13 protein-coding genes are annotated in these 14,101 nt (G+C 68.4%); 5 read left to right on the plus strand and 8 right to left on the minus strand.

Features of this window, described 5'->3' with window-relative positions; genetic code table 11:
- Positions 1 to 50: 50 nt before the first annotated feature.
- Entirely contained in the window at positions 51 to 623 is a 573-nt protein-coding gene (locus tag ACTJKF_RS27510) for a thioredoxin family protein (protein WP_440627834.1), read from the minus strand.
- Positions 624 to 848: 225 nt separating this feature from the next.
- Between ACTJKF_RS27510 and ACTJKF_RS27515 the strand changes: the two genes are divergently transcribed.
- Complete coding sequence (locus ACTJKF_RS27515) at positions 849 to 1,589, plus strand: response regulator (protein WP_440627836.1); 741 nt, start codon at positions 849 to 851, stop codon at positions 1,587 to 1,589.
- A complete protein-coding gene (locus ACTJKF_RS27520; RefSeq protein ID WP_440627837.1) occupies positions 1,586 to 2,914 on the plus strand; it encodes an ATP-binding protein in 1,329 nt (442 codons plus the stop codon). The genes ACTJKF_RS27515 and ACTJKF_RS27520 overlap by 4 nt, the downstream gene beginning before the upstream one ends.
- A 68-nt stretch (positions 2,915 to 2,982) precedes the next feature.
- Here the strand turns inward: ACTJKF_RS27520 and ACTJKF_RS27525 are convergent, their stop codons facing one another.
- Both ACTJKF_RS27525 and ACTJKF_RS27530 read right to left on the minus strand, forming a co-directional pair.
- A complete protein-coding gene (locus ACTJKF_RS27525; RefSeq protein WP_440627839.1) occupies positions 2,983 to 3,594 on the minus strand; it encodes an alpha/beta fold hydrolase in 612 nt (203 codons plus the stop codon).
- Between the two features lie 67 nt (positions 3,595 to 3,661).
- A complete protein-coding gene (locus ACTJKF_RS27530) occupies positions 3,662 to 4,396 on the minus strand; it encodes a metallophosphoesterase family protein (RefSeq protein WP_440627841.1) in 735 nt (244 codons plus the stop codon).
- A 443-nt stretch (positions 4,397 to 4,839) separates the two neighbouring features.
- Here ACTJKF_RS27530 and ACTJKF_RS27535 point away from each other — a divergent pair, with 443 nt between their 5' ends.
- The 3 genes from ACTJKF_RS27535 to ACTJKF_RS27545 all read left to right on the plus strand — a co-directional run bounded on the left by ACTJKF_RS27535 (position 4,840) and on the right by ACTJKF_RS27545 (position 8,987).
- Positions 4,840 to 6,033, plus strand: coding sequence for a porin (locus ACTJKF_RS27535; protein ID WP_440627843.1), 1,194 nt, complete (start codon positions 4,840 to 4,842; stop codon positions 6,031 to 6,033).
- A gap of 64 nt (positions 6,034 to 6,097) precedes the next feature.
- Entirely contained in the window at positions 6,098 to 6,529 is a 432-nt protein-coding gene (locus ACTJKF_RS27540; protein ID WP_440627844.1) for a GFA family protein, read from the plus strand.
- 535 nt (positions 6,530 to 7,064) lie between these two features.
- Positions 7,065 to 8,987: an SMP-30/gluconolactonase/LRE family protein gene (locus tag ACTJKF_RS27545; RefSeq protein WP_440627846.1), complete on the plus strand. Its 1,923-nt coding sequence runs from the start codon at positions 7,065 to 7,067 to the stop codon at positions 8,985 to 8,987.
- A gap of 33 nt (positions 8,988 to 9,020) precedes the next feature.
- Here ACTJKF_RS27545 and ACTJKF_RS27550 read toward each other — a convergent pair whose 3' ends face one another.
- From ACTJKF_RS27550 to ACTJKF_RS27570, 5 genes are all read right to left on the minus strand, one after another.
- Positions 9,021 to 9,953, minus strand: coding sequence for a c-type cytochrome (locus tag ACTJKF_RS27550; protein WP_440627847.1), 933 nt, complete (start codon positions 9,951 to 9,953; stop codon positions 9,021 to 9,023).
- Positions 9,950 to 10,636 carry a c-type cytochrome gene (locus tag ACTJKF_RS27555; protein WP_440627849.1) on the minus strand — a complete coding sequence of 229 codons (687 nt, stop codon included), beginning with the start codon at positions 10,634 to 10,636 and terminating at the stop codon, positions 9,950 to 9,952. Before ACTJKF_RS27555 ends, ACTJKF_RS27550 begins: the two co-directional genes overlap by 4 nt.
- 47 nt (positions 10,637 to 10,683) lie before the next feature.
- A complete protein-coding gene (locus ACTJKF_RS27560) occupies positions 10,684 to 11,736 on the minus strand; it encodes a molybdate ABC transporter substrate-binding protein (RefSeq protein ID WP_440627851.1) in 1,053 nt (350 codons plus the stop codon).
- 8 nt (positions 11,737 to 11,744) lie between these two features.
- On the minus strand, positions 11,745 to 12,536 hold the full coding sequence (gene tetH / locus ACTJKF_RS27565) for a thiosulfate dehydrogenase (protein WP_440627853.1): 792 nt from the start codon (positions 12,534 to 12,536) through the stop codon (positions 11,745 to 11,747).
- Positions 12,537 to 12,750: 214 nt separating this feature from the next.
- Positions 12,751 to 14,052, minus strand: coding sequence for an MFS transporter (locus tag ACTJKF_RS27570; RefSeq protein ID WP_440627854.1), 1,302 nt, complete (start codon positions 14,050 to 14,052; stop codon positions 12,751 to 12,753).
- Positions 14,053 to 14,101 lie beyond the last annotated feature (49 nt).

The following is a 14,101-nucleotide window of genomic DNA, read 5'->3' on the forward strand; positions in this document are numbered from 1 at the left end:
ATGTGGGTTCGCTGTTTCCGGAGCGGTTCCCCCAGGGCTGCTCTGGCGATCTATTGCGGTCGTTTTTCGCCTTCTCCCGCCTGCGCCAGCGCGCCCCGAATCGCCGCTTCCGTCTTGTCGTACCCGCCTTCGCCATACCGCGTATAGACGACCGTCCCGTTCCTGTCGATCAGATAAAGCGCGGGCCAGTACTGGTTGCCGTACGCGCGCCACGTGTCGTAGCGGTTGTCCTGCGCGACCGGATACTGGATGCCGAAGCGCTTCACCGCATCGGCGACGTTCTTCGCGTCGCGTTCGAACGGATACTCGGGCGTGTGCACGCCGACCACGACGAGCCCCTGGTCGCGATACTTCCGGTACCAGTCGTTCACGTACGGAATCGTATGAATGCAGTTGATGCACGAGTACGTCCAGAAATCGACCAGCACGACCTTGCCGCGCAACCGGTCGAGCTTGAGCGGCGCACTGTTGTGCCAGCGCTCGATGCCGGTGAAGTCGGGCGCCGGCGAGCCGGCCGGCGCGGTGGGCATGCCCGCGTCGTCGCGGGTGCCGGCGAACACGGCGAGGCCGGCCGTGGCGGCGAGGGCGAGCACGAGGGCGGCGGTCTTGAGTCGGGGCAGCATGGCGGTTCTCCGGTTCGGCCGGCCGCGCGAGTGCGTCGGCCGGACAGGTTTCGACAGCCCTCATTGGGCCGCGCCGACGTATCTGCGATGTGTCCGGGCAGCCGTGCGTGTGCAAGCTTGTGTGTCGTCACGGCGGCGCGATACATTGCGATACAAACGCCTGCCCGCGGTGCGGTATAACAGCGGACATCGCCCGCCGGACCATCACGCCAACGACACCGACTCATGGACAAGATCGACCACGTACTGATCGTCGACGACGATCGCGCGATACGCGAACTGATCGCGGACTACCTCGAGAAGAACGGCATGCGCGTATCGCTCGCCGCGAACGGCCGCGACATGCGCAACGTGCTCGACGACGGCGCGCCCGACCTGATCGTGCTCGACCTGATGCTGCCCGGCGAGGACGGCCTCACGCTGTGCCGCGATCTGCGCGCCGGCAAGTTCCGGACGGTGCCGGTGCTGATGCTGACCGCGCGCGGCGAGGAAACCGACCGCATCATCGGCCTCGAGATGGGCGCGGACGACTATCTCGCGAAGCCGTTCGCGGTGCGCGAGCTGCTCGCGCGAATCCGCTCGGTGCTGCGCCGCGCGCGCATGCTGCCGCCCGGCATGCAGGTGACGGAGACGGCCGCGATGCTCGCGTTCGGCGAATGGCGGCTCGATACGACGGGGCGTCACCTGCTCGACGCCGAAGGCACGCTGGTCGCGCTGAGCGGTGCCGAATACCGGCTGCTGCGCGTGTTCCTCGACAATCCGCAGCGCATCCTGACCCGCGATCAACTGCTCAACCTCACGCAGGGCCGGCAGTCCGATCCGTTCGACCGGTCGATCGACCTGCTCGTGAGCCGGCTGCGCCAGCGCTTGCGGGACGGCGCGCGCGAGCCGCGCTACATCAAGACGTTGCGCAACGAGGGCTACGTGTTCTCGTCGGCCGTCACCACGGTCGAAGGCGGCGCATGAGCGCGCGCGTCCGATGGCACTGGCCGCGCTCGCTGTTCGCGCGGCTCGCGCTGATCCTGTGCGTGGGCCTCGCGCTCGCGCAGACGCTGTCGTTCTGGCTCACGGTGACCGAGCGCGACCAGGCGACCACCAACCTGATGATGGGCTACATCGAGCGCGAGGTCGCGAGCTCGGTTGCGCTGCTCGATCATCTTCCGCCGGAACAGCGCGCCGCGTGGCTGCCGCGTCTCGCGCGGCGCAGCTACACGTTCATCCTCGGGCCCGGCGAGACGGGCACGCCGCCGGAGGCACGGCTGTCGGCGCGCGTCGAGCGCTCGATCTCGGACGGCATCGGCGGCGACTACCCGCTGACCGCGAACGCGATCCCCGGCGATCGCGAGCATCTGCAGGTGCATCTGCGCCTGACCGACGGCTCGCCGCTGACGATCGACATCCGCCCGATGTCGACGGTGCCGCTGTCGGGCTGGCTCCCTTACGTGCTGGCGCTGCAGCTTGCGGTGCTGGCGGCGTGCTGCTGGCTCGCGGTGCGGCTCGCGACGCGGCCGCTGAACCAGCTCGCGCAGGCCGCCGACGCGCTCGGCCCCGATTTGAAGGGCGAACGCCTGAGCGAGGACGGGCCGTCCGAGGTCGCGCGCGCCGCGCGGGCGTTCAACGCGATGCAGGACCGCATCGCGCAGTACATGGCCGAACGCATGCAGATCCTCGCATCGATCTCGCATGACCTGCAGACGCCGATCACGCGAATGCGGCTGCGCGTCGACGTGATGGACGACGACGCGCAAGGCGCGAAGCTGCGCCAGGACCTGCTCGAGATGGAGCATCTGGTGAAGGAAGGCGTCGCGTATGCGCGCACGCTGCACGGCACGGAAGAGGCCGCGCGCCGCATCGATCTCGATGCGCTGCTCGACAGCATCGTGTGCGACTACACGGATGCGGGGCAGGACGTCGCGCTGCACGGCGGCAGCGGCGGGGCGCTCGCGCTCGTCACGCGGCCGAAGGCGTTGCGGCGGATCGTCGGCAACCTGGTCGACAACGCGCTGAAGTTCGCGGGCGCGGCCGAGATCGACGTGCAGGCGGCGCCGGGCGGCGGCGCGGTGATTGCGGTGCGCGATCGCGGGCCGGGCATTCCGGAGGATCAACTCGACGCGGTGTTCGAACCGTTCCGGCGCGTGGAGACGTCGCGCAATCGCGACACGGGTGGCACGGGGCTCGGCCTCGCGATCGCACGGCAGCTCGCGCTTGCGATGGGCGGCACGCTCACGTTGCGCAACCGGCCGGATGGCGGCGGGCTCGAGGCGCGGCTGACGCTGGCGAATGCGGGGTGAGGCGGCGTTGCACGCGGTGACGTTGGCGGTGTCGCGGGCTTCGCGCGGGTCGTTCGAAACGGGCGGCGTTACACGCGCTGCAAATGCGCGTCGACGAGCGGCGCAAGCGCCTGCGCATGCGCGGCCGCGAGGTCGTGGCGGCCGCCCGCCACCACGTGCAGCCGCGCATCGGGCAACCGTTCGAGCAGGCGCTGCCCGGCCGCGACGGGGCTGATCGGATCGTCATCGCCCCACAGCAGCAGCGTCGGTTGCGCGATGCGGCCGATCTCGTGCGACAGGTCCGCACGAAACGTCATGAACCAGTCGGGCAGTTGCGGGTTCGCTTCCGCGAAGCCGGCGCGCCAGTCGTGTGCACCCAACCCCTGCATGTCGAGGCCGCCGGACGTGACCGTCAACACCAGGTGCGTGACGCATTCCGCGCGCTCGAGCGCCGCGCGCATCGCGATCACGCCGCCCATCGATTGCGCGATCACGGCGGTCGGCCGGTCGATCGCGGTCAGCACATGACGCACGAGGCCGTCGAAATCGTCGACGGCCGGATCGCGCGGCGTGTCGCCGAAGCCCGGATAGGCCACGATGTGCCGCGCGGCCGGATGCACGAGACGGCTCGCGAGCGGTTGCCAGAATGCGGTGCTGCCCGACGCGCCGGGCAGGAAGAGCAGTTGCGACGGGACGGGCATGGCGGGGCGGTCTTCCGGTAAACCAAGCGGGTTGAACGGCGCGAGTTGAACGACGCGTGACGACGCGTCAGCACCGGCCGGTGCGCAGCGCGACAGTCCAGTCGTCGCGGCCGCGCGAGGCGGCGGTGGCGGCAGCCGTGTGCCAGTCGTATTCGACCGCGTGGAATTCCGCGTGCCAGCCGGCCGAGGTGCGCGACACCATCGCGTAGCGCGCATGCGGCGAGCCGGTTTCGATCCGGTGCGGATGCGGTTGATCGTCCGTGTACGCCTGCAGCCCGACGCTGCCGGGATTGACGATCAGCCGGCCGTCGTCGAGCTGCGCGATGCGCGGTACATGCGTATGGCCGCACAGGATCAGCGACGCCGGTTCGTCGCCCGCGCGCCGCGCGATTTCGTCGGGCGTCGCCGCGCGGCAGCCGTCGGGCGTCACCGTTTCGAGGAAATACACGAGATCGCTGGCGGGCGTGCCGTGCACCAGCAGCACGTCGTCGCCGAGCGTCAGGCGTTCGGGCAGCGCGGCGATCCAGGCGCGATGGTCGTCGCGCAGCGTGTCGTGCGCCCAGCGATCCGACAGCCGCATCGTGTCGCGCTCGCCGGTCAGCAGTTGCCGCTCGTGATTGCCCTTGATGGTCGGCAGGTCGAGCGCGATCAGGCGGTCGGCGGTTTCGGCCGGATGCAGCGCGCCGGACACGATGTCGCCGAGATTGACGATCAGGTCGGCGCCGCGGTGGCGCACGTCGGCGAGCACCGCGTCGAGCGCGGCGAGGTTGCCGTGGATGTCGGACAGCGCGGCGATTTTCATGTTGAGGAAGTCGAGGCGGGGAACGGCGATTGTCGCGAATTCGGCGCGGGTCGTCCAATCGCGTCGACGGCGGGCGGACACGCGTGTCGGGCGTTGGTCGGTCAGGAGGGCAGTCGGTCGCGAGACACGCATGCATCGCGAAATCGCCCGTCGCGCCGCGCACTGTCGGGCGCGCCGCCCCGCGCTGTACAGGCCGGCCCGCCGCGCGGCTAACTATCTCGATTTCCGCAACGAGCTGTTTTCATTATTGCGCTATCGACCGGAACCGGTTCCATCTACCATGGCGGGCCGCAGCGGGCATGCCCGCCGCGACGTCGCGCGCGTATCGCATGCGCGCGTCCCCGCGTGTGGACGTCGTCGGCCGCGCATGCCGTCGGTTCTCGCCGGCCGCACGCGTTACTCGCCTAGAACAACGGGCTGACCGCCCGGAGACGCTAACAACCATGAACAAGCAACTGATCGCAGCACCGCTGCTGCTCTCGCTCGCGGGCATCGCCTGCGCGCAAAGCTCCGTCACGCTGTATGGCGTCGTCGACGCGGGTGTGACCTATCGCAGCAACGAACGGGTCGGCTCGCCGGGCGCCTACACCGGGCATTCGAACGTCGCCCTGACCACCGGCAACCTGACCGGCAGTCGCTGGGGCATCAAGGGTTCCGAAGATCTCGGCGGCGGGATGCGCGCGCTGTTCGTGCTCGAGAACGGCTTCGACATCACCAACGGCACGTCGGGCCAGGGAGGCCGCCAGTTCGGCCGCCAGGCGTTCGTCGGGGTCGGCAGCGAACGCTACGGCACGATCACGCTCGGCCGCCAGTACACGTCGCTCGACGACTTCGTGAGCCCGGTCGGCCCGTCGTCGTTCATCGGCGGCTTCGGCGCGCACCCGGGCGACATCGACGATCTCGACCAGACCGCACGCGTCGACAGTTCGATCAAGTACACGAGCGCCAACTACTCGGGCGTCACGTTCGGCGCGCTGTACGGCTTCGGCAGCCAGCCGGGCAGCATGAAGCAGCGCAACACGTGGAGCGTCGGCGCGGCATACGCGGCGGGGCCGCTGCGCGTGGGCGTCGGTTACGAGCGCTCGGACAACAGCAAGACGGGGGCGACCGATCCGACGACGGCCAAGTGGCAAAGCACCGACGACGGCCTGTTCAACTCGTCGATCAACGAAGGCTATGCGAGCGCGCAGTCGCAGCAGGTGATCGCGACCGGCGCGACGTACGACTTCGGCCCGGTCGTGGTCGGCGTGGACTACAGCAACGTGCAGTATCGCAGCGGCGCGCAATCGCTGTTCAGCGGCCACGCGACCTTCAACGTCGCGGGCGTGTTCACCCGCTGGAACGTGCGGCCGCAGACGCAGCTGTTCGCCGGCTACAGCTACACGCGCGGCAGCGACGTCGACGGCATCGACAACCGTGCGCAGTATCACAACGTCACGCTCGGCGCGGTCTACGACGTGTCGAAGCGCACCAGCGTGTACCTGCTCGGCGCATACCAGCATGCCTCCGGCACGACGCTCGACGCACTCGGCCGGCCGGTGGCCGCGACCGCGTCGGTGTCGGACAAGGCGAACGGCCACTCGTCCGACTCGCGTTCGCAGGCGATCTTCAGCGTCGGCCTGCGCCAGAAGTTCTGACGTCCTGACGTCGCGTGCGCGGCCCTCCACCTATACTGTCGCGTCCTTTTTTTCAGGAGGAGACATGCCCCGAACGCATTCCGCGAGCTGCCTGTGCGGCGCCGTCACCGTCACGCTGAGCGGCGAACCGGCGGCGCGCGCGAATTGTCATTGCGCGACGTGCCGCGATTTCTACGGCACGTCGATGCTGTCCGCGACCGCGTGGCCGCCGGAGCAGGTGTCCGTGTCGGGTAGCGACGCGACGTTCCCGCATCCGTCGAAGTCGATGGCACGCACGTGGTGCGCGGCGTGCGGCGAGATCGTGTGCGGCACGAACCGGTTCGGCATGCGCGTCGTGCCGAACAGCCTGACCGCGCGCGCCCATGGCGGACAACTGCCGGACGACTTGCGGCCGGCGATGCATCTGTTTTACCGGCAACGCGTGATCGACGTCGTCGATGCGCTGCCCAAGTATCTCGACGGCTGGGACGGCCCGATACTCGACAACGCGGGCTGATTCGCTCCGGCGGCGCGCGGACTGCTCCGTTCACCGCCGGGCGCATCGCCCGTCGCCCCGTGCACGGCACATCTCCGTTATCGCCATCCGCATTGGCCACGGCATTGCGCCGTGCATCGCGTTATTGCACTTGTTCAATATTTTTCCCCGCAATGCGGCGCGCGCCCTGCGTATTCAGCCGTGCAATGCGGCATGCGCCAGTCAATATTTTTTCTCTTTCATTTTAATTTCGATTTGTAATCATCGATCCGATTTGCCGGTAATGGAAATTCGATGCGCGCAAATCAGAAAAAATGACGCGCCCGCATTGGAGATCCGGAAGAAAGTGCCGAACAAGAAGGGCCGCGAAAGCATTGTCTGGCGTGGAGAACAGTGCGATCTCCGGAATGGTTCGGCGCCGCTCAAGCAGCTGGGCGCGGTAAAAAACGTAATGCGTAATTCGCAGTGGAAATGTGCCGTTTTTTTGCAGAAATCACCAATATTTCATGCACGGCGAATTACAGTGTCGAGAAACGATCGTCCGGGAGCATCATTCATGTTATCGAAACAATTTCGTGTGGTATTGCTGGGAATGTGCATGGCAATGCTGGCGCCGGTCAGTCACGCACAAGTGCAATACACGACGGACTGGCTCGCGAACACGTTCGGCACGCTGGCCACGCACGTCGGCAACGGCGCGCGCTCGCTGTGGGTCGCGCCCGAAGGCGTGATCTACACGGCGTCGCGCTGGGACGAGAACGCGGGCGGCGTCGCGATCTACCAGAACGGCCAGACGCTCGGCACGATCGGCATTCACGACGAATTCCAGGGCGGCGCGATCACCGGCAACGCGAACGCGCTGTTCGTCGCGCTCGGCTACAACCGCACGTTCGGCAGCGGGTCGGTCGGCCGCTACAACCGCAGCACGAACCAGCGCGACCTGCGCATCCCGGTCAGCACGTGGACGGGCATCCAGTACGCGGACGTGATCACCGGCCTCGCGACGACCGGCAACCTGCTGTACGCGAGCGACTTCTACGGCAACCGCGTGCGCGTCTACACGACGGACGGCGTGTGGCAGCGCGACATCGGCGTATCGGGGCCCGGCGCGCTCGCGCTCGATGCGGGCGGCAACCTGTGGGTGGCGCGCAAGAGCGCGGGCGTGGTCGCGCAGTTCAGCCCGACCGGCACCGCGATGAACACGATCCAGATGGCGGCGCGCGCGCGGCCGGCGTCGCTCTATTTCGATGCGCCGAGCGGGCAGTTGCTGGTGGGCGACGAAGGCCCCGACATGAACATCAAGGTCTACACGCTCGCCGGCCAGCCCGCGCAGGTCGGCACGTTCGGCGTGCAGGGCGGCTATCTCGACACGACGTCGGGCATCAAGGGGCTGGTCGGCGACAAGCGCTTCACGCGCGTCGCGGGCATCGGCAAGGACGCGGCCGGCAACCTGTACGTGCTGAACAACGCATGGGGCGGCGGCTGGGATCTCGGGCGCAACGGCAGCACGGACCTGCATTCGTACAGCCCGACGGGCGTGCTGCAATGGAAGCTGCAGGCGCTGAACTTCGAGGGCGCGGCCGCGCCCGACCCGGCGACCGACGGCGCGTTCTTCTACAGCGGCAACAACGTGTATACCGGCACGGCGGGCGGCACGTTCGTCGCGAACACGATCGACCCGTTCACCTATCCGAAGGACCCGCGCCTCGACATGAACGATTACCAGCGCGGCCAGCATTTCGGCCAGCTCGCGCTGGTGAACGGCACGCGGATGCTCGTCGCGACCGGGCAGAACCCGGGCAACTACAACCTCTATCACTTCAACAGCGCGAGCGGCTACATCGCGATTCCGGACGGCTCGATTCCCGGCAAGCCGTTCAACACGAACCTGCAGGTGACGGCCGGCTTCGCGCTCGACGACAACGGCGACGTGTGGGCCGGGCTCGATCGCACCAACAACATCTCGCACTATCCGATGAAGGGTTTCGACGCGAACGGCAAACCGTCATGGAGCGCGCCGGTGCAGATCCCGATTCCGCGCACCGTGCTGCCGCTCACGCGGATCATCTACCAGGCCGACAGCGATACGATGATCCTCGCACAGGGCATCTCGGGCAGCTGGGACTGGACCGCGATGAACGGCCACATCGAGGTGTATCGCGGCTGGAAGGCCGGCAACACCACCACCCCGAACGTGGCGATCAACCTGACGAGCGCGAATCCGAAATCGATGGCGGCGGCCGGCCACTACCTGTTCGTCGGCTACGTGCACACGGTGCCGAACGTCGACGTGTTCGACCTGAACACCGGCAGCCTCGTCACCACGCTGACGAACTCGAACACGTCGGCGATGGACGTCGGCAACGACGTCGACTCGATGTACGGCATCCGTGCGTACCTGCGCTCGACCGGCGAGTACGTGATCACGAAGGACAACTACAACGGGTCGAGCCTCGTCGTGTATCGCTGGCATCCGTGAGCGAGCGGGGGTGCCGCCCGCACCGGCCGCGTGTCACGGCGCGCCGAGCAGGCGGCCGTTCACCTCGCGCCCGTACATCGAGTCGGGCGAGTCGTGGAATTTCGCGCGGGTGTCCTGAACCGAGCCGGTGAAGCGCGGGTCCTGCGGACGTTCGTGGCTGTCCATGAAGGTCGCGACGTCCCACGCTTCCTGATCGGTCAGCGTGCCGCCGAGCCCGAGCGGCATGTTGGCCTTCACGAACCCGGCCGCGTTGCGGATGTCGCCCATCCCGGCCCCCCAGTTGAACGAGCGCGCGCCCCACAGCGCCGGAAAGACCGGCTTGCCGCCACTGGATTGCCCGTCGCCGTTTGCCCCGTGACACAGCGCGCAGTGCTGCGTGTAGACGGCGGCGCCGCGCGCGTAGTCGGCCTTCCGCGCGGGCGGCGGCAGTTTCGGGAAACCCTGGCCGGGCAGCTTCGTCCCGACCGGCGCACCCTTCGCGAGCCAGTACGAATAGGTTTCGAGCGCAACGAGGATCGGGTCGCCGGCCGGCGGCGCCTTGCCGTTCATGCTGTACCTGAAGCATCCCTGCAGGCGTTCGGCGAACGTGTTCACGTGGCCGTTCTTGCTGCGGTAGGCCGGGTACAGCAGGTACGCGGCCCACATCGGGCTCGAATCGGGCCGGCGGCCGGCGTCGAGGTGGCAACTCGCGCAGGTCAGCTTGTTGCCGACGTACTTGCCCGCGAGTTCGGGCGTGTGCAGGAAGATCTGCTCGCCGAGCTTCACGGTCTTGCCGAAATCGTCGGCGGGGATCGCGGATTCGGGCGGCGGCGTGAACGGATGCGCCGTCGCCGCAGCGGGAAGCGTGGCCGCCACGGGGGCGGAGGCGGCGGCCGGCGCATCCTGCGGCGCGGCCGCGCACGCGAGCGCGGGCAGCCAGGCCACCCCGAGCAATGCGACGCGGATCAGCTTCGTGCGGTCGATCATGGTTGTGCTCCGTGCGCGGCACCGCCGCGTGCATAGTACGCGGCCACCGCGTCGATATCGGCATCGGACAGCTTGCCGGCAATCATCGGCATCAGCGACATCGGGCCGGGCGGGCGCGTACCGTGCTTCCAGCCGTTCAGCTGGCCCGCGATATACGCGGCCGGCTGGCCGGCGAGCGGCGGAAACGCGGTGCCCACGCCGAGGCCGCCCGCGCCATGGCATTGCGCGCACGCGGGCAGGCCCTGCGACCAGCGCCCGCGCGTCGCGAGCCACGCGCCGGCGTTCGACGGATCGATCGACGTGGCGTCGGACGCCACGATCGCTGGCGGTGCGGGCAGGCTCGCGAAATACGCGGAGACCGCGTCGCGTTCGTGCGGCGACAGCAGTTTCGCGAGCGGCTGCATGACCGGATTCTGGCGGCTGCCGTCCGCGAACGCGGCGAGCTGTGCGGAAAGATAGGCGGCGTTCGTGCCCGCGAGGCGCGGGAAGCCGGCCGCTGCATTGCCTTCGCCCTGCGCGCCGTGGCAGCCGATGCAGGCGGCCACGCCCGTCGTCGTGCCTTGGGTGGCGATCGTCTTGCCGGGCGCGATGTCGTCCGCGCGGGCGTGGCCGGCCAGCAGCGCGGCCGCGGCGAGCAGCAGCGGCGCGAACCGGCGTCGCGGGTTGTCGACCGAATCGTTCACGTGTCCCCTCCTTTGTTATCCATCCTATGGCGTGCGCAACGTCGCGGTCAGCCTGCGTCGGGACGGTCTTGCGGTGGCGCAAGATGCGGCGCCGGTGCCGTCGCGTCGTATTGCCCGAAGCCGTAGCGCGCGAAAATCCGGAAGGCGTCCGGCGACCGGATGAACGCCAGCCACGCGCGCGCGGCTTCCGGATGCGGCGCGTGCTTCACCATCGCACCCGCATAGATCGCCGTCGTATTGTGCGCGGACGGAATCTCGATGTGCATCAGCGGATGCCCGACCTGTTCCTGGAATGCCGCTTCGGATTGCCACAGCACGCCGGCGTCCGCGCGACCCTGCATCAGGAACAGCGCGGTTTCCCGGTGGTGGATGTGCGTGAGCTCGGTCGTGCCGGCGCGCACCTTGTCGTCGTAGACGGTGCGCGCCAGCGCGTCGCCACCGGCCTTCACGAGCGACGCGCGGATCTGCCGCGCGACGCCTTCGAACGCCGGGTTCGGCATCGCGAGCGTGACGTCGGGCCGCGCCAGATCGTTCAGCGACGCGATGTGCTTCGGATTGCCGGCGCGCACCATGATCGTCAGCTGGTTCGTCACGTACGGCACGGCGGGGCCGTCGAGCGTGCCGTCGGCGATCAGGTCGTTGATCTTGCCGAGCCCGGCGAAATACGCGTCGGGCTTGACCGTCCACGTCATGTTGCCGACGGTGATCGTGCCGCCTGCGTGAATCTGCTTCACGAGCAGGCCGGGCGGGATCGTCTCCCAGTAGATGCGGCCGCGGTATTCGGGATGCGCTTCCTCGAACGTCGCGACGAGCGGCGCCATCGCGAAGAAGTAGTTGCCGCCGACGTACAGCACGAGCTTCGGCGCGGTGAGGTCGCCGTGGAAATCGGCGAGCACGTCGACCTGCGGCACCGTGAATTCGAGGCCGCGGTGCGACGCGTCGTTGTTGCGGCCGTCCTGCCACGGCGGAAAGACGCTGCCTGGCGCGTCGGCGGGCGCGGCGAGCGATAGCGCCGACGTGCAGCAGAGCACGGCGAGTGCGGCATGCAGCGCCGTGCGCGACCGGCGTCGCCACGCGAATCGTGTGTGGATCGAAGTCATGGCGCGCCTCATTTCGCGTAACTGAACCCGGCCTGCTGCAGCTCCGGCAGCGTGCCGACCACGCCCGGCGTGACGATCGCCGACGGAACCACGTGATTGGTCAGGTCGGCGGCGAGTGCGTCGAGCGGCAGCTTGTCCGGGTTCGCGTTCGCGCCGTCGAGCCGTTCCGCGAGTTCCCAGATCGCGTTGTGGCACGACAGGAACACGACGCCGCGCTGCTGCAGCGCGGCGATGCTGTTGTCGTGCGACGAGAACGCGCCGTCGGCCAGTTCGTGGTCGTTCGCGTCGTTCGACTGCGCGGGTTTCGCGGCGAGCAGCGTGTTGGCCGTAAACGCGGCGCCGGCGAATGTCGCGAGGCCGTATTTGTCCCACGCGGCTTGATCGAACAGCGCGAGATGCGCGGCGCCGTGCGTGGCCGATACGACGAGGAAGTCCGGATGACCGAACGCCCAGATCTGCGCGTTCAGCGCATTGCGCATCAGGTTCAGCCACGGACCGCCAAGCTCGGTGTTGTCCCACACCTGCTTCGGGCCGCCGCGATAGCCGATCACTTCCATCAGCGCGGCGTGATCCCATTGATCGGGACGCTCGACGATCATCGGTACGGTCTTGAAGTCGCGTCGTCTCGGCGTGGCCGCGAGGCGGCGGGTGAGGTCGGCGAGCCGCGTCGCGCCGCTGGCCAGCAGCGTGCCGGTTGCGGGTGTCGCCGCCTGAGCGACGCGCGCTGCACCGAGCAGCGCGGAGCCGGCCGCGAGGCCGAGGGTCTTGAGCGCGCTGCGGCGCGCATGCCGGTCGGACATCGGAATCTCCCGGATCGTTGTTGTGGGGGCGGGCCGCATCGCCGTGCCGCGGCGCTGCGTCGCCATCGCGTAGCCAGTCTAGAGGCGTGCGATCGATCCCGGAAATCGCGATATCGGATGGGAGCTATTCGAGGGTCCGATGATTGGTGCAAACGACAAGGCCGCGCGACGCCGATTGCTGCGGCGCCGCGCGGCCTTCGTCAACCGTGGAAGGTCAGTGCGCGGTGCGTTCGCGCAGCACTTCCGACGGTCGCGCGTTGCGCACGAACACGCCGGCCAGCACCGCGCCCGCGAGGGCGATCGCGCCGGCCAGCACGAACGCGGACGCGAACGAGCCGCTGCGCTCGACGATGAAGCCGGTCACGGCCGGTCCGATCACACCCGACAGGCTGCCCATGCAATGCAGGAAACCGCTGACGCCGCCGACGCGCGTCGGATGCACGACGTCCTGCACGATCGCCCAGTAGATCGCGCCGGTCACGTACAGGAAGAACAGCGACACCGACATCAGCGCGACCGCGCCCTGCGTCGACTGCACGGTGCCCGCGATCGCCACGCACACGCCGGCGCCGAGCAGGCACGTGACGAGCACGATCCGGCGCGACAGCAGCAGGTTGCCGGTGAGCCGGTACAGCGCATCCGAGATCGCGCCGCCGCACGCGAGGCCGACCGTGCCGACGAGCCAGGGCACAACGGTGGCGACGCTCATCTCCTTGATGTTCAGATGGTGCGCACGCACGAGGTAGCTCGGAAACCAGCTCAGGAAGAAGAACAGCACGTAGTTGTAGCTGAAGAACGCGGCGGCCGTCGCGAGGATGCGTGGCTGGCGCACGTAATGCGACAGCGTGTGGGCCGGCGTTGCGGTGCCAGTGGTCGCCGGCGTCGACGCGCAGGCGAGCGTTGCGCGGATCGTTGCCGCCGGCGCACCCGGTGCGTCGCCCACCGGCGTGGCCGGACGGTCCGACGTCGACATCATCCACACGACGACCCACGCGAGCCCGATCGCACACACGATCCAGAACGCCGGCCGCCAGCCGAACTGCGCGGCCAGCAGGCCGACGATCGGCCCGGCGATCGCGCCGCCGAGCGGCGAGCCGGCGCTGAGCAGGCCCATTGCGGTCGCGGCGCCATCGCGCGGCAGCCAGTTGTTGACCATCTTGTTCGCGGCCGAGCACAGCGGCCCTTCGGCCATGCCGAACAGCAACCGCACGATCAGCAGGCTCACGAAGCCGACGGTGAGCGCGGTCATCCCGCAGAACACCGACCACAGGCCGACCGACAGCACGTACACGAGCTTCGGACCGAGCCGGTCGGACGCGAGCCCGCCGATGAAATTGAACAGCGCGTAGCCGATGAAGAACGTGCTGAACACGAGGCCCATCTGCGCGGCGTCGATGCCGAGATCGGTCTGCACGATCGGCGCGACGATCGACAGCGCGACGCGGTCGAGATAGTTGATGCCGTACACCAGGAACAGCAGGAATACCGTGAACCACGCCTGCGACTTCTGCTTCATGTCTGTCTCCTTCGGCCGGTGGGCCGGCCGTCATGTGTTGTGTTGTCGA

The sequence above is a fragment of the Burkholderia sp. 22313 genome (genome assembly GCF_052045245.1).
GTDB lineage: Bacteria > Pseudomonadota > Gammaproteobacteria > Burkholderiales > Burkholderiaceae > Burkholderia.